Source organism: Sphingomonas sp. Leaf357 (assembly GCF_001423845.1).
GTDB lineage: Bacteria > Pseudomonadota > Alphaproteobacteria > Sphingomonadales > Sphingomonadaceae > Sphingomonas.
The window spans coordinates 239,876-261,983 of sequence record NZ_LMPM01000003.1 but is presented as its reverse complement, the minus strand read 5'-3'; the positions used below and the strand labels follow the sequence as shown (position 1 = coordinate 261,983).

The following is a 22,108-nucleotide window of genomic DNA, read 5'->3' as shown; positions in this document are numbered from 1 at the left end:
TTCCTTGACAAGAAAGTAGTGTTTTGCACAAAGTTGCGTAGTTCTTTCGTCGGACTTAATAAGACTGGTAAGGCAATGGTGCCGATGGAGATTGAAGATGGCTTGGCGTGATGATGTAGCAAAGTTCGAAGCGGATGAGTTTGCAAGTGCGCAACTCGGAATGGCACCGCTAACGGAAGGCACCTATGCTCAACGCGAGTGGGCAACATCGATCCGGTTGCAGAAGTGCCGGGAAGATCGCCGTCTTATCGCTGCAATCAAGACCGGTGAACACAAGTGGTTCTTCAACGCCAAATGGTGGATCGACCGCCGCTACAAAGGTGGAAAAGAGATCGCAGATGATCTTTGTTTGAAGTATGACATGCAAACGCTCGAAGGTTTGCACGAACTTCAAGGCTTGCTTCGCACGAAGCTTGCCTCGGTTGAATCCGCTATCCGATTTTTCAATCCTGACAAACCGTCGCCGCAGGAACCGTCGCCCGAAATCATGAAGCTGATGTTGGAGGCCTGATCATGGGTTTTTCGAGCTACGACACCTCGCCAAAGACCGTGGCGTTCCCCTCACACGGCATGATCGAAATTAACCCCCGCGCAAACTATTGGGGCGAGGGTTATTTCTTTCACTATAACAACTTCAAGAAAGGCAATGCGAAACTTCTCCCCGCAGATTTCGAGCGAGAGAAAAAGGGGTCGTCGCAGTTCCTTTATGTAGCCAGCGGCGCAAACCGGGTTGCGGACTTTGTTGCCAAGTATCAGGAGCTTCAGAAAATTGGGTTTGATTTTTGCATTGGCTACGAGAGTTCCCTATTTGAAGTCATCGGCCAATTTGAGACAAAGGTAGACAATCTCAAACAAATGTTCTTTGAATCGGATCAGCCTATTGATGACTGGATGGCTTTGCGAGGAATACCGAACATCCGTGACATCGCGAGCGAACTGGCAAAGTCTACTGAACTGACTGCATATTCGGTCGAGACGATAAGATGCGCTTCGGGAAAAAACCGACTGCGAAGAATATCATCTGTCTCCTGAACCCCTCCGAGGATGTCGAGATCGAATTGAAGCTTCGCCTCTTAAACGGGGTGTTGAAAGTATGACCGGCTATCTCACCATCGCGCAGGTCGTGGAGCGGTTGCCCGTCAGTCGCTCCACATTCTTCCTCACCGTTCGAAACGATCCGGCTTTCCCAAAGCCGCGCCTCGTCGGGAAGAAGCCCTATTGGCGCGAAGATGACATCACGGCTTGGCTGGACGGTTGAGACACCCATCCGCTGGACGCCTATCCGCCAGCGCCACCCGGACGCATTGATAAAGATCAATGAGGGCGTTTAGCTGTGCGGCGGTATCGTTGTAGCGACGATCCGTCCGCGCGGTCGCGATGGCCATTCCCGCTTCGACCTGTGCCCCGCCCGGATGAAATGTGCTGCCGTCGTGGACGCTACTCAAAAACGCTTGGACACGGTTGCTCATCTAAAAATCGAAGTCATCAAGCTATAATAAAATTTGTTCGGTGAACAGTCATGTCGCTCAGACTTACACTTACGCGGTGCCCACAGAAATATCCTACGATTTAAGCCGATGGCATAATCCTTACTTTACAAACTTTGTTATCATGCAAGCAAGCGGAGACAGTATGAAAATTGGTTTGACCATTGCGGCGATAGCTGTGTCGTTCATTTCTACAGCGGCTTCCGCTGTGGATTTTGTGAGCTATGCGGCGTCGGGAACGGGCTACAGGGTCGCAACCAATTCGCTCTATGGTGAGATCGCCCCAAGGGAATTGTTCAGCTTCACATTTTCTTTCGCACTTCCTGCTGGCGGCACCGGCTTTACCCCCCTCTTCCCTTATCAGACTTACAGCTTTGGCTCGCCGAGTTCGGGAGTCATAAATTTCTCTCAGCTTGTGATATCCGGGAGCTTCTCAAGTGTGCTCAACGGGACAATAAATTACAACGATGCCGACCAGTTGAACGGATTCCCTACCGCTCTTGCGAATAACGATGCGACTGGCAGCTTTTCGTTCCGGGCCGGTGATCCCTTTAGCAATCGATACGGCCTGATGTTTGGGCAATTCGACTCTTTCCAAATTACGGGAAGCGGTGACTTGATGACGCCAGTAATTCTTGCGACCTCCCCGCTGCCAGAGACCGCCACTTGGGCAATGATGATCGCTGGCTTCGGCATGATGGGTGCAGCGATGCGCACGCGTCGTCGCTCGACCAAGGTCTCGTTCGCCTAACCTGTCCAGTCCGGGGGGAGTGGAAAGCCGCTGGCCGAAAGGCTGGCGGCTTTTTGTTGCCCTGTGGCGCGATGCGCTGTGGGTGGCGGTTCTACTCCGCCCGCCCTATCGTGGCGCTCACAGGGGAGGGCGGCATGCAGTGGAAAGGATTTGTCGGCGGCTTTGTCGTCGCTGCCGTCTTGGTCGGGTTTTCGAGCAACCGGATGATCAAAGCGGCTGAGGATCAGCCAGCCTTCTGGCCGATGAAGGCGTTCTATGATGACCGCGATACCCGCCCGGAGTCTGGATTCGTGAAGGTGTCCGGTTCGCTCACTGGCGAGGATATGAAGGGGAACACCTACCTCAACATCGAGTGTAGTCGCCCGACGATGACCTGTCGGGTGAACGAACTGACGCAGCTTCATCCGCCCCGATCCATCTTTCTGTGGAATGACGAGTTTCCGATAAAATCGTGGGCAGACGACCTCATCGTCGCTGAAAGCCAGCCCGCGCCAAAAGCATGCAATCGCGTTCGGTTGGTCATCGTCCGGGCCAGCGAGACGGCGCAATACATCCGCATCCCGCAGCCGAATGCGGACGCTGCGGGATGTAAGATGTTCGACAAGAAAGTCTTCAATTGGACGATTGGTAGTCAGTTTCCGATCAAGCAATTAGAGTGATTATTCCAAGCGTCGTGGGCCTCGTTCGCCGTAGTCAGAACGGGGTGGAGGATTTCACTTTGACTTTCGATCCCTTCCTACCGTAGCACCGCTCTTTTTACGCTCTGTCGGAATGAAGATACGGCGGATTATGCTTTTCGGCTACCAATCAGAGCGACGAAACCAACGACTACAGCGCCACCGACCACAGCTATACCATGCCTAAAAACATGGGCCTTGCTCACCACGAACTTCTGCGCTTCGATTGAGTCTTTTCGGCTACTTATTATCGCGTGTAGTGCTTCCAACTTCGCTTCTTCTGTTTCAAGCGTCGAAAGAACGGCCATAAGTTGTTCGTCGCTACGGCCCAAGCTTGCGTCGAAAGACTCAACCGTTCGCTCTTCCAGATTTGCGGCGCTCGACGCAATCTTAAGAAGAAAGTTTAGTCCTTTCTCAACAACGGGGGAGAAGGAAGGGATGAGTTTCAGTATCTGATTGAACGAAGCCTCGGATAGCTTCCCGGCATCGACCATCTGAATGAGCTTGTGTTCAGCCAAAGGCTTCGAGATGTTTTTGAGCGTTTCCGGGCCAATTACTTCCGATGTAGCGTTCATGCAAATTTCCCCAAAAGGTTCCGCCGCCAACTCGACGGTAAAGCACGATAAATATAATCATGAAAGTTTCCCAAAAAGGCAATCTCTTTTACTTCACATTCGGCAATAAGGTGGAGGTAGCCGCCTACAATTAGTGGCTCGATGACATCCGCCATCCCGAAAAAAATGTAATGATCCAAGGTCTGGTGCCATCGAGGCGCACGCTCCGGCGCATTTTCACGAAATCCCCGTCCATCCCTGCAGCCAAGGACGATCGCACCGTGGCGACGATCAGCGCCACGATGCCGGTGATGATGATGGCGATCATTTCTCGCCCTCCCGCATGTCAGTGGCGTCATCGGCCTCCATCTTGGTTAGAATCGAGCGCAGGACAGTGGCGAGCGTAAACCCGCCCATGATGCAGAGGATGCAAGGGAAGAGGTCGAAGGTCATTCCGCATCACCGTCCTTCGCATCGCGTGCCGCCTTGGCTGCGACCACGACCGTTGTGGAGCGTTCGGCGTGGCGGGTGCCGCGCTCTTCGTCCTTCTTCTCCGCAGGGAGATCGAGTTCAGCTTGACGGGCGTTCGCCGTCGCGAGACGGGCTTCGGCCTCGATCTTCGACGCCGCTGCGGTGGCGATCCGCGCCTTGGCTGCGGCCAGATTGGCCGTCATGTCGGGTGCCAGCGGTGCAGCCTCGCGTTCGGCCAAGGCGGCTTCGAGCGTGGCCAGATCGGTTTTGGCGATCAGCCTACGGGCTTCTGATTCACGACGGAACTTCATCGTGTCGCGGCGCTCGGTCGCCGGGATCAGGTCCAATGCGGCACGGAGGGCTTCGTCTTTGGCCTTGATCTGGGCTTCGCGGTCGGATTCTTGAAGCAGCGCGAGGCGTTCAACCGATGCGTCAATGGCGGCATTGTCTGCGGCGCGCTTGGCCTCGCGATCTTTGGCAACGATGGTGGTGGCGTGCTCGTGTAGCTGGCGAGCCAAAACGGTTTCAAATTGCTGCTCAGCCTTCACGGCCAGCCATGCGTTGCGCCAGAAATAACCCGCATAGATGATGACGGCGGTTGAGATAACGGTGAGGGGAATTGTAATGTCCATTATGTTCTCCGAATAGAAAGAGCCCCGACAGTGTAATGGACTGTCGGAACTTCCCTCTCGGTGGGAGAACTCAGAGCCTTTGAAGCGCCATTACCTGCTCTGATGTTATTTATCCCGAGAGACCAAGTGACCGCGCGCGCGTCGCAGGGGATCAGTATGGGACATCGGCGTCCGTGATGATCGGCACGACTTCCGTGGCGGTTTCCTCGCTGACCTCCCGGTAGAGGATGCCGGTGCGCCATGCCGGGTGGTGGGTAGACAGCGCGAGCCGACTGGATCGGACGGCGTTTCCTGCCAACGGCACTCTCCCGGCATAAGCCGTGTCGAAGTTGCGGAAGATGATGTCTTCGCTGCCAAGCCTCACGACAATCTGCATGTCGTCGGGGAGGGCGTGCGCATCGTCGCGACGGATCATGCCGACGCAACCCAAGAGGAAGTTGGTGCCCGCGCTCGATTTTACAAAGCCGGGACCGCATAGCGCCGCGTCATCGAGACCGGTTAGCATATCGGCGAAATCGTTCCACTCGGGATCGCGCTTCCCATTCTGGGGGACGAACCCGGACGATGATTTGGAAGGGTTGCTATATTCGGCGATCTTGGCCCGACGCTCGGCTTGATCCATCAGCACGAAGTTCAGGCGGAGTGCCGCCGATTTCGTGCTGATCTTCGTCTCCGGTCCCGTGGTCCAGATATCCATCTGAGCTTTGAACCGCTGTTGACGCGCTCCGGCCTCACTGCGCTTACGCGACGGCTTCCGTCCGTCCGTTGCCCGCCAGTTGTCGTAGAGCGTAAGTTGAGCGCAAGTGATCGATGCCAAGGATGGGACCGTCATCGGCTGTTGTCTGCGAAGTTCTTCGTCATGACCGACAAGAGCGGCATGGTAGACGGGGGCGTGCATTTTAGTCATCGCGATCAACCGGCCAAGCATGGCTGGATCGGATTTGGCGTCTTCGTCAATCAGACGCATGATTTCAATGATGTCGTTCGTTTCCATAAATCCTCGTTAAATAAAACCCCAAGGTCGCCAGACCTTATAAAAGTATTTAGCACGAACGATACTCGCGGCGGTATATTGAAGTTGACCCCGAAGCATTTGGCGATTCTCAGGATTATACGAGGAGCTATGAAGCTCTAAGATAAGAGCGCCTCGGGGTCATGATTATTTATAGTCGGAAGCCGATGTCGTGTCTATTTTAATAGATGGGGCACCGAACATTTAAGGGGAGGGGACCATTCTCTAAGAGAATGGCACCCAAGGGACCATTCTCTGCACAATGGCACCTTTGCGTTTAGGGACCATTCTCTTAGAGAATGGCACCCTCGCAGTGGAAGACGATTTAGGGACCATTCTCTAAGAGAATGGCACCCTTAAGGACCGATCTCTAAGAGAATGGCACCTTTTAAGGACCATTCTCTTAGAGAATGGCACCCGGCTCAAATTTGATTAAGGGACCGATCTTATATACTAACAAAAAAGGGGCGGAGCCAATGTATATAAGATTGGCACCCTGTCCCTTCGGGCAATGATGCCGCTCTTTTTCTATACTCGCTCTTCGAGCCTCGGGTAAGTAATTAGCAAGCTGCCGCGTCTGTTTAATTTCTGTTGTCAGGTCGGGTTCAAAAGCAAGCTTGCCGCGTGGAAAAAAATTGCGAGCGGGCGGGAGCCGGATGCCGGGGTTGGGATGTCGTGATTGGTCGCCAGAGATGCGATCTCAGCGCGATCTCGGACCTCGATGGGGAATAGTGCCATCATGAAATAGAGGCGCTCCACCGGCTTCTAACGGGACCGGTCCATCGGGCTAAATACCCGATGATTGACTACAAAGCACTTCAAAAAAAGCTTGGCATTACTGCGGACGGCATTCCGGGTCCGCTCACCTACGCGGCGTTGTTCGAATGGGCAGGCGCTAAGCCAGCCATCGCCGCCGCTCTTGGTCGGAGCGCCGCAAAGCATTTCGACCTCTACGGCATCACCACGCCTCTCAGGCTGGCGCACTTCCTCGGACAGACCGGGCATGAATCCGGGGGCTTTCGCTACACCGAAGAAATAGCCTCCGGGGCGGCTTACGAAGGCCGGAAAGACCTTGGAAATACGCAACCCGGCGATGGGAAGCGGTTTAAAGGCCGTGGGATTCTGATGCTCACCGGGCGTGCGAATTATCGCAGCTATGGGAAGGCGTTGGGGATCAATCTCGAAGGCGATCCGCAACAGGCTGCGGAGCCTGAGACCGGCCTCCTGATCGTGCTCCGCTACTGGTCGATCAATTCGCTAAACGGTTTGGCCGATGCCGATAACGGCGACAAGATCACGCGCAAAATCAATGGCGGGACCAACGGGAGCGCCGACCGCGTTATCCGCACACTTCGTGCAAAGGCGCTCTTGTCGTGAAGGTAAGCAGCGCGAAGGCCAAAGGCCGCAAGCTCCAACAGGCTGTCCGGGATACGATCTTGGACGCTTTCCCCGATCTCGAACCCGACGATTGCCGGTCATGCGCGATGGGGAGCAACGGCGAAGATATCCAGCTATCGCCAGCCGCAGCGCGAGCCTTCCCGTTCAGTGTCGAATGCAAGGCCAGAGCCGGAATCGCGCTTGTCTATGATGCCCTCGGACAGGCGAAGACGCATTCGAAGCGGACACCCATTGCGGTCATCAAAGCGGACAGGAAGCGTCCACTGGTCGTGATTGATCTCGATGATTTTATGAAGCTGGTGAAGTAGTATCCCGATGACTCCGGGATGGGATAGGGGCCATCGGGACGATGGCCAAATGGCACCAGCGAACCCGGCTGGCAACCCTAACTATCTGTCTTTGCACAAAGAACCCCGGTGCGCAGGTTGGGGAGGGGGCACCGGGGCGATAGTTCGCTCGGAGAGGATGCGAAGCCCATAGAACAACCCTCACCGGAGGTCGTTCCGGGCATCGCGTCTTCATGATAAATACCAGATGACAGACGATTTCAAGTTTTCGAACGCTTCGACCCTCGCAGCACCGGCCACCAGCGCGGTAGCTATCACCCCATCAGACTCCGCACAGTTGGACCGCGTTTCTCGCGCCGTCTTCATCGGTGGCGCTGGCGACTTGGCTGTCTTGTTTGCCAACGATGCCACGGCGGTCACGCTGAAAGGTCTCGTGGCCGGATCGATCCTGCCCGTTCGTGTTCAGAAAATCCTCAGCACGAACACGACCGCAACCAACATCGTCGCGCTCTACTAAGATGAATCTTGGTTTTGGCCTCGGCCTCGCACCCGCATTGCGTCCGCTCGCCATCACGGCTCCGTCGCTCCCGGCTGCAACCTTCACCGCATCGCAGCTTCCAAGCTCGAAGCGCATCTATCAGCGATCCACCAACACAGGCGGTTCGCAGGGCAAGGGCGCTGGCACCATTCCGGTTTCGGTCAATGTCACGCAGGTTGGCACTCCACGCTTCCGCATCCGTTCCAGCGACGGCACCACGATCTTGCAGGCCGCGACGGCACTGGCACCGTTCACCGCGACCGGCGCACAGACCCTCAATGTTCCCGTCGATGCACGCCTCGGTTGGTTTTACATCGATCTCAGCGGCGACGGCACCACATGGATGAACGGCACGGTGCAAGTCGGCATGGGTGCCCTTTTGCTCCTCAGCGGCCAGAGCCTCGCTTGTCGTATGTTGGTAGCCGCATCCGACAATATCAGCATGACAGCCGCAGGCGTCACGCCCGATCCGAACAGCACGACCTATGTCATTCCCGGCGACGGCAACAATCAGGCCACCACAGCCGCATGGCGTCCGTGGGATGCCAACACCGCAGGCAATGTGGGCGGCGAAGTAATCAACAGCGCGGGCGGCGCACAGCTTGCCAAATCCATGATCGCGCAGCTTGGCGTGAATGTCGGCATCGTCGGCAAACCGGCTGGGGGCACGCCGATTGTCTATCACACTATGGCGCAGACCAACGGCCCGTTAATCTGCCAGATCATTCAAGATGTCGGCGGGTTCGAACTTGCATTTTTGATGATCGGGCACAGCAACGCTCAAAGTCTGACAACGGGCGGCATCGGTGCGAGAGATTTCAAGGGCGGATTATCCGCGTTCTTCCAGATGATTACCGCAGCCAATTCGCGCAGCACAAGCTACCGCTCGGTCGTGTGGGCGATCCCGAATGAGACCAGCGGGTCATGGGGCACCACCCAACAGCAGAACGAAGTGCGCAGGGCTATGTATGAGTTCGCTCGCTCCACCACGGCTTCGGCGCTGATGACCAGTTGCCGGTATGTGAACAGCTACTCCCTCACTCTGTCCGCAGACGGGACGCACGAGGGACAGGCTGGCGCGATCCAGATCGCGAATGCGGTCTCGACGGCATTTTCCACCGGCACGGACAGCCCCGCAGGCGATGACACGCTTACTCCGACACCGAACAGCGTCGGCACGCCGACCAGCACCACATTCGGCACCGCTGGCAAGTTCCAAACCGCATGTCTCGACGGCGGCTATGTCGTCACGCAATATCCGTATCCGCAAGGCGGAGTGGGCAGCGTAGGTTTCTGGTATCGCGGCACGCCAGCCGGAAACTCCGTGGCGTTTTCTTGGGGCAACCAATACCTTCAAGAAGCTGGTGGCCGGTGGAAATGGAATAACAGCGGCACCGAGACCACGGCCACGACTGGTCCGCTCACGGGGACCGACAGCACCACTTGGCACTACTTGTCGATTGATCGTGTGTTCGCCGATCCGAATGGCAGCGGTGGACGCCTCCAAGTGTTTCAGGATGGTGTGATGATCTTGAATCTTGCCGCCGCACAAGCGGGAACGGCAGCCGTAGCCGGTTCAAGCGCGATCCGCACTTTCAGTGGATCGCTCGGCAACTTCGGCATCAATGTCCCGGTCAGCGATTGGCGCGGATACAGCAAGGCCATGGGCAACTATGTCCCGACAACCGCGCTGACTGGCGCAGAGCCGTTCCTGTTCGTTGGCTTCCCGTTGAACGGAAACTCAACCTCGGTTGCTTAAACTCGCGCTTGCCGTTGAGCGTTGGCTTTCGAGAGGTAGTCACCGATCACCATGCCAACGATCAGGCCCGTTATGAGGATCGCGGTGGGGTTGAAGCTCTTGATCTGCTCGATGACGAACGGCACGCCGTAAAGCAGCGTCGCGCAAATCGATACGAACTTTACGGCACCCCATGTGAAGCGCCCAACACTGTCCATCAGATCACCTCTCATCAAACCTTCCGCTGACATAGCGGAAACAACGGGAAAGAAAAGGCGTAGCTTAGGATTTAAAAGGGTTTTGGTTATACCCTTTCTCAGGATTCAGGGCAGGTAGTCAAAGCAGATAACCTATCCCTCTCCTGCTTCATTGCGCTATCAATCATGCCCTGCCGACCACCAAGATTGTTTAGCGCCCCTCGGATTCTGCCCTTGCAGACTTCTACCCGATATCTTCTCTCGCACTGGAGGTCGGACGAATAACGACATTCAAGCCTCGCTTGTTGTGCGATAAAAACCAAATCATTAGTCGTTGATGAAGGGATATTGCTATAAAACGCTTCGGGATCAGATTCGCAATTTGAGCCATTTATCTGATTAAAGAGATCGGCACCAGATTTCTCGGCCGATCTGAGTTTTGCCTGAACAAATTGGTCATACCTTTGATCAGCAGTTTTTCTATCGCGGAGAGCGCAGGCTAAGCCGTTGCCTTCTACGACAGCGCAACCGAAAGGAGACGACGCCTCTTCACAAGAGGCCAATTCGCTTTCCTTCCCGAGCGAGTAAAGCGCATTCACATACATTCTCAGAGCTTTTTCAGGGAAGCGATTTAGCTTTTCTCCGCGTTGTCCACCTTCAACCAAAAGCTTTATCGCATCTTCGTTGCTACTGTTCATTGCTTCTTCGAAGCTATCTTGCGAGCATCGAAACCCGAGGCTGACTATTTTCACGCACGGGGGCGAGTTTGGGTCAATCGCTAATACAGCAACGGGCGAAGCCGTCCCTGCGCTTCCGAACCCCCAGAGGCAAACTACGGCAGAAAAGCTTGCACCAGAGAACCAACTCAAGGCTCGCCCGGTTTCCTCTTTGGATAGCTCGGGCTTGCGTCGCACCCAAATTAAAGTCGCAATGGCAAGCGCGGCAAAAAGGATCGCGCAATATCCAACATACTTCGGTATCTGAGGTAGGATACCGAAAAGGCTTGATGGAACGCCGAGGACTGCTCCGAGGGTCGCCGCGCCAGCGTGGTCCCGTGATGACGCAAAAAAGGTTTTTAACGCTGGCACAACTTCCCCCAAAGCTGGTTCAACTCCAGCCTATTAAGGCTACGGCTTATTGCAACACAGCAAATGATCGTGAGGCTGATCTCCACACTTTTCGCGTCTCATCGTTCCGGATCGGCCCTAAATCGTCCTCCAACCATAGAGCTACGGTTTCGCAAACCGTTGCTCCAACGGATAAATCTCAATGAAAACAGTGGCTTAGCAGTCTTCACAACAGTTGATGGACCCAACCGGGACACAGATCGGCAATCATGAGGGACGATCTGGCACGATCTCGGACGATGCATCCCATCGATTTAGCAGACCGTTTTGCAGAGCGTCGTGCAAGGCGAAGGCAAGCGTCATGCAGATCATATGCGCCAGCCCCCATGGATGACCGCACAGCGCGGAGAGGATCATGCCCGGAAGATCGCGGCTGGATTTGGAGACCCTCTGAGAGAGGCTCTGAGAGGGCCGCAGAGGCCGCGCGCGGGGAGGGTAGGGGCCGGAATCGAGGCCCGGTTTCCAGACCCACCCCCGGTAGGCCCCTTTTTCACCGGGCCGGGTCTCAAATCTTTATCAGGCACCCGGTAGTTATATACCAAATATTACATCGAGCTATTTTTGAAAATGCCCAAAATTTTAATGGTCTAAAAGAATAAGGCTCTCGAAATCACGAATATGTTCGCAACCGCGCCGCAAACCGCGCAAGCATGAGGGACAACGGCATCAACCCAAAAAAATCGCCGCCGTTGAGGATCGTAAAGATTTGAGTTCATCGAGCTAAAATCTTTGGCAAGAGCTTTTTGCGTCTTATCCATTTGGTCAAGTTCGCCAGATATTGTCTTTAAGTGCTCGCTGATCTGTCCGGAATCCGTATTGCTAAACATCGGCGGAGGATTGCGTGGACCATCACGACCGTAGCTCCCGGCCAAAACTCTATAACGCTCTTCGAATGGCTGAATAAGCCGCCGCTGAACGATCTCTTGGACAACTATTTGCGATTCTGGGGGTATCTCCTCGCCAAGCGCGCTGGCCAGATCGCTTCGAACTCCGTTAGCTATCGTTCTGATTTCGTCCGCGATTCGCATGGTATCCGGTCGAAGACTGTTTTGCCAAGTTGAGACAGCTTCCGTAATTCGTGCCGGGATAGAGTCCACAGATTCTGCGGCGGCGTTCATCTGCGCGATGGTTTTCTGGATCGTATGACTTTGTTTTTCGAACAAATCGGACAAAGAAATATCTTTTGTTTTTGCGGCAGCTTCGGAATTTTCGATCTTAGTCGTTTGGTATTCAAAAAGATATTCGACAAAGCAGTATATAATAGCGATCAGTAAAAATGTCCCGGCCAGCCCGATATGAAATGAAACATCTAGGCCGGGGATTTTCACTGAGTCTGATGGAACCGTTCCCTTTGCACTTTCTTGGGTCGATGTGTCAGCAAAGGCGAGCGCAACGGACAAAATTGCGACCCAAGTTAGATTTCGCTTCGCTGGCTGAAATCGATCTTCGAACTTCAACTTTTGGCGCTGTTTAGTCTCCGTAACTATTGCGTCAGCCATCATCACCCCCAAAGCTCTTGGACCACACGCTACCGTCGCCAGACCGCCCCGTCCACCGCCCTCGTCCCCCGTGCTAAATATGGGATGACCTCAGTAAACTTCCCTCGCTACGGCACCGTCTCCGTCACGCTCGATGTCGTCGCCGATCTCCGCACTTTCAAAGCAGTTCAATTAAAAGACGGCCTCATTGCCTTTGTTCGCGGCCAGACGGGCACGGATGACGGTCTTGGTGGCATCTTCATCTGGTCCAGCACCAGCACCGCCACCGAAGACGGCGTCACCACGGTTGCGGTCAACGGCCTCACGACTGGCCGTTGGACCAAGACGGTTCGCTCGATCAAGGGCGACACCGGCCAGAAGGGCGACACCGGCCAAAAAGGCGATACCGGCGATATCTCGCCCGCTCTTTTGACCGCCAGAAATGAGGCCGTGGCATCAGCGACCGATGCACACGCGAGCGAGCTTCATGCGTCGGACTCCGCGACGGCGGCACAGAACGCGGCCACGAACCTCACAAGCATCGTCGGCACCATCTCGTCCAACGCCACACCCGGCGCGCTTTTCGAGTTCACAGACCGTCTCCGCCGTCGCGTTGCCGTCATCGACACGGTTGGCACTTTCACCAGCGCGGCAATCAGAGCGGTGGGAAGCTACTTTGTCGGTTCGAGCGGTCGGCGCATTTCCGATAATCCCGACCCTGATTCCGCGCTCCAAGTCATCGGCCCAAACCGTCGCGCGATCATGGATGTTCGCTCAACCGGCGCACGCATCGGCAAAGCCTATGTCCGCGATCTCACCGCTGGCACGATTGGCGGACGCCCCGCCAGCGCCATCGTCGCGTTCTTCGGCAACGGCGGCGTCCAGCGCAGCGACATCGGCTTGCTGGTCAATTCCACCTTCGGACAGTCGCTGTCTATCGGCACCAATTCGAGCAACGATACGGAAGACTACAAGCTTCTATCGCCGACCGATTATTACCATGACCTCATGTTCGCAGGCGGCGTCCGCTATCAGGACAATGGCAACAATGTCTCATCGCTGATCCCCTATGCCGCACAACGCCCGACAGGCGGCGCAGGCGAGACGATCCACGGCGGCTACAACGCCATGATGGCTCAGCTTTTCAACGCCTACGGTATACCGCCCCTCGATAATCCCATGTCCACGATCAGCATGGCACCGGGGCAGGGCGAAACCGCAATTGACGGCTTCCTCGAAGGCACCGGTCTCTTTGATCGCTTCATCCTCGGCGTTCAAGCGGCGGTCAATCTCCGCGCTGGTCGCAAGGTCGTGGTGGCACCGGTCAAGTGGATGCAGGTCGAAAGCCAAGGTCCGAACGATGACCAGTATGCCACCAAGCTAATTGCACTGGCAAACTCCATCGACACCCGCGTCCGCGCCATCACCGGCCAGACCGAACCGGTTGGCCTTCTCACTTATCAGGCTCGCTTTGGCGACTCTTCGTTGAAGTTCTCAACCGCAGCGCGCCAGTCCCCGTTAGTTCAAATTGCGGGTCCGATCTGGGATTTGAAAGTCGCAGGCCAATCCGGAAGCCAGTTCGATATGGTTCACCTCGCTAACCAAGGCTATTTCATGTATGGTGCGCGATGCGCGGTAGCTGATTTCTCAACGATCTATTTGAAGCGCCCGTGGCGTCCGCTGCAAATCTCTCGCGACGCCCGTGGGCGGGTGCGTTGCCGTCGAGAATCGGTCAATCGTCTAATCGTCAAATATGATGTTCCCTTCGATGGCGAACTCTTCATGGACCAATCGAACATCCGGCTTAACAGCACGGGCATTGCGACGGCTGGCATGTTGCAAAATGGTTTTTTCGTCACCGATGCGAACGATGTGAATATTCCGCTTGGAGATGTCTCCGTCATATCGCGGAATGAAATTCTTATCATCGGTCCTAATATCGCCGTAGCGGGAAACAAGCTCAATGTTGGCTCAAAGCTCCTAAATAGAAGTTCGGAGGCGGTCTGCGCGCTTCGGGACCGTATGGGCGACATAATCACGATTGACGACTTTAAAAATGAGCCACTCCACAATCCCGCGATTGGCGAAGGGTGGACAATGACATCAGAGGAACTTGGACTATGACACAGATTTTTACGACCGGCGCTATCGCTATTCAAAATGCGCTTGGCTCGAACACCCTCCCGAACTTCGACGGGGTCCGTGGCGAGTTCTGGTTCGGCGGCACTCTGGCGGATTCACGCCTCAACGCCATCACCGGCAACATGGCGGGGGTTATCGGTTCACCGTCGATCCAGCCCGGTTACGCCGCGCTCAACTATACTGACAACACCGGGTTTTTTCTCGATATCCCCCTCCCGGCTTCGGCGTCGGTCCTCATGCTAATGCGCTCGGCTGGTGGTCCCGTTATCCTGAATCCATCGTCTTTCGAATACAATGTCATCGCGACCCTTGAAGGAAAGATCAGCGCCGGTCATGGCGGCGCGTCCGGATCGACAGATCAGGCGATCCTCGATCAGCCGAACGCGGGCAATTTCACCTTGTTCATGGCCAATTTCACGGTTGGCCAGCTTGCCCGCATCTACCGCATCGACGCTAACGGCACGGTCTTCGATGACGCCACCTTAGGCGGATACACCGTCCCTACCACGCGTAGCACGAACCCCATTCAGGTCATGGGTCGTCTAAACGCAAACTATCAGGGAGCGGCGGACATCGCTGCGCTCGCTATTGTCGAGAATGCGAGAGGACAGGCGTATCTTGAAGCCGTTTATCCGCTCTACAAGGCCTTCGCGCAAAGCCGTGGCTGCACGGTGAACTAACCGAGGGCACGGCGTTCGTTCCATCGAGCTAAATACTCGATGGAAGATACTCCCCCCGATACCAAAGTCATCAAAGGCCGATTTCAGAAAGGCCAGAGCGGCAACCCCAAGGGCGGCAATAAGCCGCAATATGTCAAAGATTATGTCGGCAACAAAGTCGAGATAGCCGAACTCTACCGCCAGAACGCGGCTCATGTTTTCTTCGAACTCATGAAGGTTATCGCGGCGAAAGACACGCCAGCGACGGCGCGCATCTCCGCAATTAAAGAGTTCAATGATCGCGCCTTTGGCAAGCCAGCGACCAGCATTCGCGTTTCCGGCGGCAACGATACCTTTGATTCAATCGATGTGAAATCGCTTAATGATGAAGTCATCGCGCAGATCATGGCGGCGAAGAAGACCGCCGAAACCAAATGACCAAGAATGCGCTGCTCAATCAGCGCGAAATCGATAAGGTTGCGAAGGAGTATTACGAACGCTCTTTCGCAGCCTTCATTGCCGCAGCTTGGGGCGAAATCGACCCCGAACCCTTCGTCAATAACTGGCATATCAAGGTCTTAGCGGACCACCTCCAAGATGTCTACGAAGTTGGTGGCCAGCGGCTCCTAATCAATATCTGTCCCGGCTCCGGTAAGTCAAAGATCGTGGATGTGCTATTCCCGGCTTGGGTTTGGGCACGCGATCCGTCCAAGCGCATTATCAGCGCCGCGCACAACGAAGAACTCGCGATTAGAGACGCGAGCGAACATCGCAATCTTGTGAAGACCAGTTGGTATCAACGCTACTGGCCGATTGAGTTCGTTCAGGACAGCGACGGCAAGTCCAATTTCTCCAACATGGCCAAGGGCTTCCGCAAGGCGCACCCGATCAGCGCCATGACGGGTTCGCGCGGCAATATCGTCATCGTGGACGATCCGCACAGCGTCAAAACCTCCGAGTCCACAGTCATCAGAAAAGGCACCGTCGAGAACTTCTTCCGGTCGGTCATGAACCGTCTGAACAATCCCAAGAAAGACTCAATCATCGTCGTGATGCAGCGGCTTCATGAAGAGGATTTGAGTGGCGAGATTTTATCCAAGAAAGCGTTGAAGTTCGATCATCTATGCATCCCGCTCTTTGCGGACGGCGAAGTCCGAAAGCCAACCCGCATCGGTTGGGTCGATCATCGGGAGGAAGGGGAGAACATGTTCCCCGAACGCTACACCGATGAGCAAATTGCGATCTATCGAGAGGCGCTTGGCGTCTTTGGTTTTGCTGGCCAGTATCAGCAGCGCCCGGTTCCGCTGGATGACGGGTTCTTCGTAGAGTCTTGGTTCAACCGCTTCGAGCCGCACGAACTTCCCAAAAACCTCCATTATTACATGACAAGCGACCACGCGCCGTCTGGCCGGGGCGACTACAATGTCTTCCGGATGTGGGGCGTTGATGAGGGCCGGAATATCTGGATGGTCGATAGCTTCCGCGACCGTTGCACCATGGATGTCGCCATCGGCATGACCCGCGATCCAGAGACTGGAAAGCCGATGATCGGTGAGACCGGGGCGCTGGCCATGATCAAAAAATGGAACCCGATGGGATGGTATCCCGAAAACGATAATACATGGTCGGCGATCAGCAGCATGGTCAACGCGGCGATGCTCGAAACCGACACCTTTTGTCGGATTATCCCGCTCGCGACACGCGGCTCCGGGGACAAGGTTGCGAAGGCCACCAGCTACCAAGCCATGGCTTCAATGGGGCGCGTTTACCTACCCGTGGGGGCGGTAGGTGACGGCGCGCTTACGGAATATCTGACCTTTCCTCACGGCAAGCATGACGATCAGGTGGACGCGGATTCAGCGATGGCGAGGGTTATCGCCGAAGCCCTTCCGGCGTTCATTCCGGTAGTAAAACACAAGCCTGCAAAAGACGAATACTATGTCCCGTCCCTACCAGACGCGAGCGATGCGTGTTGGGGCTAAATAGTGGATGGAAGAACAGCCTCTCAACGAAGTAATCGCAGATACCTACAAAGCACCGTATTCGCATGGTCATTTAAAGCAGATCGTGCAGGGATTTTTGGATTCCGGACGCACGAACGCCAATCTGAGCAAGCGGGATCGTCGCTATTTTGACGGCGACCAGATCAGCGCCGAAATGAAGGCAACGCTGGCCAAACGCGGCCAGCCGCCACACCCAAACAACAAAATTGCTCCTGCGATCAATGGCCTTTTTGGCCTTGTTGATGCCGCTTCGAGCGATCCCGAAGCCTTTCCACGCACTCCGCAGAGCCAAGATGCGGCGGATGTTGCGACCAAGACCCTTCGCTACCTCGCCGAACGGGCAAATTGGCAGACGACGCGCCGTAAATCCTCGGAAAACTTCCTGATTGAAGGCACTTGCGCTGCAATCTTGGAGTTTGCCGGGGATCATATCACCGCCAGCCGAATCCGCTGGGAAGACCTCATTTATGACCCGTTGTCGCGTGAACATGACTTCGAAGATGCAAAGTTCATGGGCTTGGGTAAGATGGTGGAAGCTACGGATGTCGAAGCCATGTTCCCGGAGGCCTATGCGGCTCTTGGAAGCCCTAAAAATGGCGATGCCGCGGCGTTCTTCGATGAAGATAACAAGCAAAAGTGGTGGTGCAGCCCGAAGCGAGACCGTCTTCGTGTTGTAGACCTCTACTATGAAATTGCTGGCGACTGGCACCGCGCTATTTTCTGTGATGCCGGTATGCTTTGGGCTGGCGAGTCCGTCTATCATGACGACTACGGCCAGACCATTTGCCCGATTACTGCGGCAAGCTTCGAAACGCGTCCGGACGGCACCCGCTACGGCCCGATCCGCAACATGGTGCCGCTCCAAGACAGCGTAAACGCGCGTTCTTCGCGCCTTTTGCACCTCGTGAATCATCGCCAGATGCAACAGACCGATCTGTATGCACCAGCGGCGAACAAAGACATCGCACGCCGCGAAGGTGGCAAGGCCGATGGCGTTATTCCGTTCGGATATTCGCCAATTCAGGCACCCGATCTGGCGCAAGGCCAGATGCTCATTCTTCAACAGTCCATGGCCGATCTGGACCGTATGGCACCAACCCCGGCTGTCCTCGGACGCTCTGGCGGAGCCGGTGAATCTGGCCGCGCGCGCCAGATCCTTCAACAGGCGGGAAACACGGAAATCAGCCGTGGATTTAGCCGTTTCGAAGACTTCGAACTCACGATTTACCGCAAGATGTGGTTGATCGCTAAGGAGCATTTGGACCAGCCAACCGCGATCCGCATTGCCGACGATCCGCGCGCCGTTGAGTTTTTGACGATCAATGAGCCGGTTATGGGTCCGGTGCAGCAGCCCGTTATCGACCCGGCGACCGGTCAACCCGCCGTCGATCCGATGACCGGCCAGCCGATCATGCGCGCCGGTATGGGCATTGTCGGCATGAAGAACCGTCTTGCCGAGTTGGACCTCGATATCATCCTCTCGACCACGCCAGACACGATCTCGTTGCAACACGAAATCTCGACCCAAATCCTCGAATACGCCAGCGCGACCAAGACGCCGATCTCGTCGCCGGAGTTCTTGCTGATCTTGGAAATGAGCCAGCTTCCAAACAAGCGCGAGACCATCGACCGGATCAAGCGTCTGGCGGCGGAACAGCAGCAGCAGGGCGGCGAACAGCAGGCCGCAGCGGCACAAATGCAAATGGAAAACGCCAAAACTGACATCGAGGCAAAGCAGGCGAAGACGGCCAAGGATGCCGCACACGCAAGCAAGGCCGTTGCCGAAGCTCAGCGCACGGAGCTTGAAACCCAAGCCTTGGTCGCAATGCATTTGGCCACGCAGCCGCAGCCGCAGCCGCAGCCGCAGCAGCCGCAGCCCGGATACTGACACGAGAAAGCCGCCAGCCTTCCGGCCAGCGGCTTCCTTGACTGTATTGGCACTATCGGGCGAAGGCGATCCGTACCGACCGGCGACGATAGCGCATCGCGCCACCCATCATGCCGAAGCCTGCGATCATCATGCCCCAAGTCCCGATTTCCGGCACGGCGGCAGCAATGGGACGCTGGATATAGGTGAAGTCCACTTGGCCTGATGTGAATGACAGCGCGTAATTGTTTACCGTCACGCCGAACGCGCCAAGATCAATCGGCGACACGGATGCATTCTGTGATAAATAGATTAAACCGGCACTGCCATCGGTCGGAAGAATGAATCCCGTGTTCGTAAAATTATATTGCAGTGAGAAATTGACTGTATCACCTACCGATCCACCCGAGAAATACGAATAAGAAGACGAGTAAGTGAGGCTATTAATTGACCCGGCATAAAGGCTGTTCAGCGTCGTTGTAACCAGCGGACGAATACCGATATCGCCGTTTCCGGATGTGATCGTGAACGATCCCGTCAGCGTGTAATTCAAACTGGCGTTCACGCCGAGATATAGCTGATTACCCGGTGCGACCGTCGCCCCCGGTAGGCTATAAGTCTGGTTGCCGTTGAACGGCACCGCAGCAAAAGTCGGTGTAGCCATGCCCGCCAGTGTAAACGCTAAAAACCACTTCATCTCAGACCCCTATGTGACGAATGTCGGATATTGCGTGGACTAATCCGAATGTCACGCCGAATTTACTAACGGTTGGGACACCTTGTTCGCGCGCCAGCATAAATAAAGACAGAGACCCTCACCGGTCTTCGGTGTCGCCAACCCAAGGGCGCTTTCGGACGCTGCATACCGTGTGCGCAGCCGGTCTTTCGAGCCGTGATCGAAGATGAGTCGCCGTCATTTAATCGGGCGTTTCGCAGGCCACGCGTAGTTGGTTGAGGTAGTTATGGAAAGAGAGTTGGAAGATTTCTTCACTTCAAGTGAACAACATCCCGAAGTCGAGGCAGTAATCGAGACCCGTGAGGTTGAGACGACTGAACCGGCAGAATCCACAGAGGCAGCGGCGACGGTCGAAGCAGCAGTGGAAGCAGAACCCAAGGTAGAGGAACCCAAGATGGTTCCACTTTCAGCAGTTCACGCAGAACGGGATAGGGCACGAGAGGCAAGAGATGCTCTTGCAACAGCGAATGCACGCATCGCCGAATATGAAGCGAAGCAGGCTAATCGGACCATTCCTGATCCTTACGATGATCCCACGGGCTTTGCCGAATACCAACAGAAGTTTGTATCACAGCAAGTCGCCGAACAGATTGCACAACAGAATTTCCTCCAAAGTCGCGAGCGAGCTTTGGCCGAATATGGTCAAGAGTTCATCGATGAATTGGCGGATTGGGGCGGACAGGTCGATGCGACCGATCCGACCTTTGGAGTTCGCATGTTGCAGCAGGCTGATCCGGTCAAATGGGTAATCGAGCAAAAGAAACGCGCCGATATGCTCGAAGAAATCGACACCGATCCGGACGCTTTCGTCCGCAGACGCGCCGCTGAACTCGGGCTGGCAACCTCAGCATTGGAAGCATTGCCGGTTGCAATACAACCTACGGCCTCGAAAGACCTTGGACCAAAGAGCTTAGTTAGCGCGAAATCGCGCGAAGCAACCACTCAAAAATTTGGAAAAGACGATGATTTCGACGCAATTTTTAAAAATTAACAAAAGGAAATAATGGCTAACTTTAAACTCGCAAATGCATCGGAAGTCGCACAGTGGTCCAATGACTACGCCAAGGAATATGTGCGCGACACTCCGTTTTCACCTTATATGTCCACCCGCGATGATGCGGTCATTCGTGTTAAAAACGATCTGACTGGCCAGTCCGGTGCGGTCATCCATATTCCTTACATCGGTCGTCTGACCGGCGCTGGCGTCACTGGCGGCGCGAAGCTCTACGATAGCGAAGAGCAGATGCCGAACTACTCGTGCGCTGTCCGTGCCACCCTCCGCCGTAATGCGGTCGGTATTCAGGAAAGCGAGACTTTCCGCACGGTTCTCGATGTCGCTGATGCGGCCCGCTACACGCTGAAAAACTGGTCCGCTGAGCGTCTTCGTGACGACCTCATCGCCGCTTCTCAGTCGCTGGTCGTCAAGGGCGGGTTGGACGCTGACAACACCTACATCGAAGATACCTATCTGCCCTTCGCCGCTTCTGGTGCAGCCGCAAATAGCTTCGTGACGAACAACGCGGATCGCCTCCTCTTCGGCAACGCCAACGGCAACCTCGTTGCTGGCAACATGGCCAACTCCCTGCTTGCCGTCACGGCTGGCATGAAGCTCTCGGCTGGTGTTCTGAATCTGGCGAAGACGAAGGCGCAGCTTACCACTACGCTGAAAATCAATCCGATCCGCGTCGATTCGACGGCTGGCCGTGAATGGTTCGTCCTGTTCGTTGGTCCGGAAGGCTATGCCGATCTGGCGGGTGATCCCACAATCCTCGCAGCCAACAAGGATGCGCGCGAGCGTGGTGTTGGGGATAACCCGATTTTCTTGGGTGGAGATTTGCTCTACAATGGCATCATCATCCGTCAGGTTGTCGAAATGCCGGTAGTCGGCACGGTTGGCGCGTCTTCGGCTCGCGTCGGGCATGCGGTGTTGTGCGGCGCAAACGCCATGGCGCTTTCGTGGGCAAAGAAGCCTGAGCCGCGAGTTCAGACCTTCGACTACGGGCACCAAAACAACTGCGCAATCATGGAAATCCGTGGCCAGAACAAGTTCTCGGTCGCTGGTGTTCAGACTGGGATGGTTTCGATCTTCCACGCCGCAAACGCGTTCGCCTAATCCTCTAACGAAGAAGGCGGCTTCCTTCGGGAGGCCGTCTTTTTAGCGTCTGACACACAAAGAGCGCGCCGACGAAAATCGTAGACGCGCCCCCTGTCCGGGCTTAAGCGGTGCCTATCCCGGCACTGCTATATTATGGCGGCTTGCCACATAGGGTTTCTCTCTTTCTCTGCCGACCGGTGGCGTTGGAGTGATAGGACCGGGCGGTAACCCGGTTTCGAATCGGAGGCTGGCCGGTGCT

At 55.5% G+C, this 22,108-nt stretch carries 25 protein-coding genes; 16 read left to right on the top strand and 9 right to left on the bottom strand.

All coding sequences use genetic code 11. From position 1 onward, the window contains the following. The first annotated feature begins 97 nt into the window (after window positions 1-97). From ASG11_RS17870 to ASG11_RS17855, 5 genes are all read left to right on the top strand, one after another. On the top strand, window positions 98-511 hold the full coding sequence (locus ASG11_RS17870) for a hypothetical protein (protein ID WP_055783499.1): 414 nt from the start codon (window positions 98-100) through the stop codon (window positions 509-511). 2 nt (window positions 512-513) lie between these two features. Further along, window positions 514-1,032: a hypothetical protein gene (locus ASG11_RS17865; protein ID WP_055783496.1), complete on the top strand. Its 519-nt coding sequence runs from the start codon at window positions 514-516 to the stop codon at window positions 1,030-1,032. 61 nt (window positions 1,033-1,093) lie between these two features. Next, entirely contained in the window at window positions 1,094-1,258 is a 165-nt protein-coding gene (locus ASG11_RS18515; RefSeq protein WP_082472951.1) for a helix-turn-helix transcriptional regulator, read from the top strand. 374 nt (window positions 1,259-1,632) lie between these two features. Next, window positions 1,633-2,238 carry a PEPxxWA-CTERM sorting domain-containing protein gene (locus tag ASG11_RS19340; protein WP_055783494.1) on the top strand — a complete coding sequence of 202 codons (606 nt, stop codon included), beginning with the start codon at window positions 1,633-1,635 and terminating at the stop codon, window positions 2,236-2,238. Between the two features lie 134 nt (window positions 2,239-2,372). Continuing rightward, window positions 2,373-2,897 (top strand): hypothetical protein, encoded by a 525-nt coding sequence (locus ASG11_RS17855; protein ID WP_156363870.1) that lies wholly within the window; start codon window positions 2,373-2,375, stop codon window positions 2,895-2,897. Window positions 2,898-3,025: 128 nt separating this feature from the next. On the opposite strand, the gene ASG11_RS17850 is transcribed toward ASG11_RS17855, so the two are convergent. The 5 genes from ASG11_RS17850 to ASG11_RS17840 all read right to left on the bottom strand — a co-directional run bounded on the left by ASG11_RS17850 (window position 3,026) and on the right by ASG11_RS17840 (window position 5,566). After that, window positions 3,026-3,490 carry a hypothetical protein gene (locus tag ASG11_RS17850; RefSeq protein WP_156363869.1) on the bottom strand — a complete coding sequence of 155 codons (465 nt, stop codon included), beginning with the start codon at window positions 3,488-3,490 and terminating at the stop codon, window positions 3,026-3,028. Between the two features lie 130 nt (window positions 3,491-3,620). Beyond that, complete coding sequence (locus tag ASG11_RS18885; protein WP_156363868.1) at window positions 3,621-3,797, bottom strand: hypothetical protein; 177 nt, start codon at window positions 3,795-3,797, stop codon at window positions 3,621-3,623. After that, complete coding sequence (locus ASG11_RS19395; protein ID WP_269083409.1) at window positions 3,794-3,922, bottom strand: hypothetical protein; 129 nt, start codon at window positions 3,920-3,922, stop codon at window positions 3,794-3,796. The genes ASG11_RS18885 and ASG11_RS19395 overlap by 4 nt, the downstream gene beginning before the upstream one ends. Beyond that, window positions 3,919-4,572, bottom strand: a complete 654-nt coding sequence (locus ASG11_RS17845) for a hypothetical protein (RefSeq protein WP_055783487.1) — start codon at window positions 4,570-4,572, stop codon at window positions 3,919-3,921. Before ASG11_RS17845 ends, ASG11_RS19395 begins: the two co-directional genes overlap by 4 nt. 151 nt (window positions 4,573-4,723) lie before the next feature. Further along, window positions 4,724-5,566 (bottom strand): hypothetical protein, encoded by an 843-nt coding sequence (locus tag ASG11_RS17840; protein WP_055783483.1) that lies wholly within the window; start codon window positions 5,564-5,566, stop codon window positions 4,724-4,726. Between the two features lie 816 nt (window positions 5,567-6,382). Between ASG11_RS17840 and ASG11_RS17835 the strand changes: the two genes are divergently transcribed. From ASG11_RS17835 to ASG11_RS17820, 4 genes are all read left to right on the top strand, one after another. Continuing rightward, window positions 6,383-6,961, top strand: a complete 579-nt coding sequence (locus ASG11_RS17835; RefSeq protein WP_055783480.1) for a glycoside hydrolase — start codon at window positions 6,383-6,385, stop codon at window positions 6,959-6,961. After that, window positions 6,958-7,290 (top strand): hypothetical protein, encoded by a 333-nt coding sequence (locus ASG11_RS17830; RefSeq protein WP_055783478.1) that lies wholly within the window; start codon window positions 6,958-6,960, stop codon window positions 7,288-7,290. Before ASG11_RS17835 ends, ASG11_RS17830 begins: the two co-directional genes overlap by 4 nt. Before the next feature lie 226 nt (window positions 7,291-7,516). Further along, window positions 7,517-7,786: a spike base protein, RCAP_Rcc01079 family gene (locus ASG11_RS17825; protein WP_055783475.1), complete on the top strand. Its 270-nt coding sequence runs from the start codon at window positions 7,517-7,519 to the stop codon at window positions 7,784-7,786. Between the two features lies 1 nt (window position 7,787). Beyond that, entirely contained in the window at window positions 7,788-9,566 is a 1,779-nt protein-coding gene (locus ASG11_RS17820) for a hypothetical protein (protein ID WP_055783472.1), read from the top strand. Here the strand turns inward: ASG11_RS17820 and ASG11_RS17815 are convergent. The 3 genes from ASG11_RS17815 to ASG11_RS18875 form a co-directional block, all read right to left on the bottom strand. Further along, the gene (locus ASG11_RS17815; protein ID WP_156363867.1) at window positions 9,563-9,778 is read right to left on the bottom strand and encodes a hypothetical protein; all 216 of its coding nucleotides are present in this window, start codon (window positions 9,776-9,778) and stop codon (window positions 9,563-9,565) included. The genes ASG11_RS17820 and ASG11_RS17815 overlap by 4 nt on opposite strands. A gap of 83 nt (window positions 9,779-9,861) precedes the next feature. Then, the gene (locus tag ASG11_RS18880; RefSeq protein WP_156363866.1) at window positions 9,862-10,440 is read right to left on the bottom strand and encodes a hypothetical protein; all 579 of its coding nucleotides are present in this window, start codon (window positions 10,438-10,440) and stop codon (window positions 9,862-9,864) included. Window positions 10,441-11,456: 1,016 nt separating this feature from the next. Beyond that, window positions 11,457-12,371: a hypothetical protein gene (locus tag ASG11_RS18875; protein ID WP_236697587.1), complete on the bottom strand. Its 915-nt coding sequence runs from the start codon at window positions 12,369-12,371 to the stop codon at window positions 11,457-11,459. A gap of 81 nt (window positions 12,372-12,452) precedes the next feature. Between ASG11_RS18875 and ASG11_RS17810 the strand changes: the two genes are divergently transcribed. From ASG11_RS17810 to ASG11_RS17790, 5 genes are read left to right on the top strand one after another with little or no spacing between them, the layout of a single operon-like run. Next, on the top strand, window positions 12,453-14,471 hold the full coding sequence (locus ASG11_RS17810) for a hypothetical protein (RefSeq protein WP_055783468.1): 2,019 nt from the start codon (window positions 12,453-12,455) through the stop codon (window positions 14,469-14,471). Continuing rightward, entirely contained in the window at window positions 14,468-15,169 is a 702-nt protein-coding gene (locus ASG11_RS17805; RefSeq protein WP_055783465.1) for a hypothetical protein, read from the top strand. Before ASG11_RS17810 ends, ASG11_RS17805 begins: the two co-directional genes overlap by 4 nt. A 39-nt stretch (window positions 15,170-15,208) precedes the next feature. After that, entirely contained in the window at window positions 15,209-15,586 is a 378-nt protein-coding gene (locus ASG11_RS17800) for a DUF5681 domain-containing protein (protein WP_055783463.1), read from the top strand. After that, entirely contained in the window at window positions 15,583-17,130 is a 1,548-nt protein-coding gene (locus ASG11_RS17795; RefSeq protein WP_055783460.1) for a hypothetical protein, read from the top strand. The genes ASG11_RS17800 and ASG11_RS17795 overlap by 4 nt, the downstream gene beginning before the upstream one ends. A 7-nt stretch (window positions 17,131-17,137) precedes the next feature. Continuing rightward, window positions 17,138-19,039 (top strand): portal protein, encoded by a 1,902-nt coding sequence (locus ASG11_RS17790; RefSeq protein WP_055783457.1) that lies wholly within the window; start codon window positions 17,138-17,140, stop codon window positions 19,037-19,039. Window positions 19,040-19,091: 52 nt separating this feature from the next. Here ASG11_RS17790 and ASG11_RS18870 read toward each other — a convergent pair whose 3' ends face one another. Further along, the gene (locus ASG11_RS18870; RefSeq protein WP_236697586.1) at window positions 19,092-19,715 is read right to left on the bottom strand and encodes a PEPxxWA-CTERM sorting domain-containing protein; all 624 of its coding nucleotides are present in this window, start codon (window positions 19,713-19,715) and stop codon (window positions 19,092-19,094) included. 250 nt (window positions 19,716-19,965) lie between these two features. Here ASG11_RS18870 and ASG11_RS18865 point away from each other — a divergent pair, with 250 nt between their 5' ends. Both ASG11_RS18865 and ASG11_RS17775 read left to right on the top strand, forming a co-directional pair. Next, the gene (locus tag ASG11_RS18865; protein WP_156363864.1) at window positions 19,966-20,745 is read left to right on the top strand and encodes a hypothetical protein; all 780 of its coding nucleotides are present in this window, start codon (window positions 19,966-19,968) and stop codon (window positions 20,743-20,745) included. Window positions 20,746-20,757: 12 nt separating this feature from the next. After that, window positions 20,758-21,867, top strand: coding sequence for a phage capsid family protein (locus ASG11_RS17775; RefSeq protein WP_055783449.1), 1,110 nt, complete (start codon window positions 20,758-20,760; stop codon window positions 21,865-21,867). The last annotated feature ends 241 nt before the right edge of the window (window positions 21,868-22,108 follow it).

Bases quoted from the DNA above. Each gene is read 5' to 3' on its own strand.
- ASG11_RS17840 (WP_055783483.1), bottom strand. From the start codon at position 5,566: ATGGAAACGAACGACATCATTGAAATCATGCGTCTGATTGACGAAGAC.
- ASG11_RS18875 (WP_236697587.1), bottom strand. From the start codon at position 12,371: ATGATGGCTGACGCAATAGTTACGGAGACTAAACAGCGCCAAAAGTTG.
- ASG11_RS17835 (WP_055783480.1), top strand. From the start codon at position 6,383: ATGATTGACTACAAAGCACTTCAAAAAAAGCTTGGCATTACTGCGGAC.
- ASG11_RS17815 (WP_156363867.1), bottom strand. From the start codon at position 9,778: ATGAGAGGTGATCTGATGGACAGTGTTGGGCGCTTCACATGGGGTGCC.
- ASG11_RS17790 (WP_055783457.1), top strand. From the start codon at position 17,138: ATGGAAGAACAGCCTCTCAACGAAGTAATCGCAGATACCTACAAAGCA.
- ASG11_RS18885 (WP_156363868.1), bottom strand. From the start codon at position 3,797: ATGATCGCCATCATCATCACCGGCATCGTGGCGCTGATCGTCGCCACG.
- ASG11_RS17825 (WP_055783475.1), top strand. From the start codon at position 7,517: ATGACAGACGATTTCAAGTTTTCGAACGCTTCGACCCTCGCAGCACCG.
- ASG11_RS18880 (WP_156363866.1), bottom strand. From the start codon at position 10,440: ATGAACAGTAGCAACGAAGATGCGATAAAGCTTTTGGTTGAAGGTGGA.
- ASG11_RS18870 (WP_236697586.1), bottom strand. From the start codon at position 19,715: ATGAAGTGGTTTTTAGCGTTTACACTGGCGGGCATGGCTACACCGACT.
- ASG11_RS17805 (WP_055783465.1), top strand. From the start codon at position 14,468: ATGACACAGATTTTTACGACCGGCGCTATCGCTATTCAAAATGCGCTT.
- ASG11_RS17855 (WP_156363870.1), top strand. From the start codon at position 2,373: ATGCAGTGGAAAGGATTTGTCGGCGGCTTTGTCGTCGCTGCCGTCTTG.
- ASG11_RS17820 (WP_055783472.1), top strand. From the start codon at position 7,788: ATGAATCTTGGTTTTGGCCTCGGCCTCGCACCCGCATTGCGTCCGCTC.
- ASG11_RS19340 (WP_055783494.1), top strand. From the start codon at position 1,633: ATGAAAATTGGTTTGACCATTGCGGCGATAGCTGTGTCGTTCATTTCT.
- ASG11_RS17800 (WP_055783463.1), top strand. From the start codon at position 15,209: ATGGAAGATACTCCCCCCGATACCAAAGTCATCAAAGGCCGATTTCAG.
- ASG11_RS17865 (WP_055783496.1), top strand. From the start codon at position 514: ATGGGTTTTTCGAGCTACGACACCTCGCCAAAGACCGTGGCGTTCCCC.
- ASG11_RS17850 (WP_156363869.1), bottom strand. From the start codon at position 3,490: ATGAACGCTACATCGGAAGTAATTGGCCCGGAAACGCTCAAAAACATC.
- ASG11_RS17870 (WP_055783499.1), top strand. From the start codon at position 98: ATGGCTTGGCGTGATGATGTAGCAAAGTTCGAAGCGGATGAGTTTGCA.
- ASG11_RS17775 (WP_055783449.1), top strand. From the start codon at position 20,758: ATGGCTAACTTTAAACTCGCAAATGCATCGGAAGTCGCACAGTGGTCC.
- ASG11_RS18515 (WP_082472951.1), top strand. From the start codon at position 1,094: ATGACCGGCTATCTCACCATCGCGCAGGTCGTGGAGCGGTTGCCCGTC.
- ASG11_RS17845 (WP_055783487.1), bottom strand. From the start codon at position 4,572: ATGGACATTACAATTCCCCTCACCGTTATCTCAACCGCCGTCATCATC.
- ASG11_RS17810 (WP_055783468.1), top strand. From the start codon at position 12,453: ATGACCTCAGTAAACTTCCCTCGCTACGGCACCGTCTCCGTCACGCTC.
- ASG11_RS17795 (WP_055783460.1), top strand. From the start codon at position 15,583: ATGACCAAGAATGCGCTGCTCAATCAGCGCGAAATCGATAAGGTTGCG.
- ASG11_RS19395 (WP_269083409.1), bottom strand. From the start codon at position 3,922: ATGACCTTCGACCTCTTCCCTTGCATCCTCTGCATCATGGGCGGGTTT.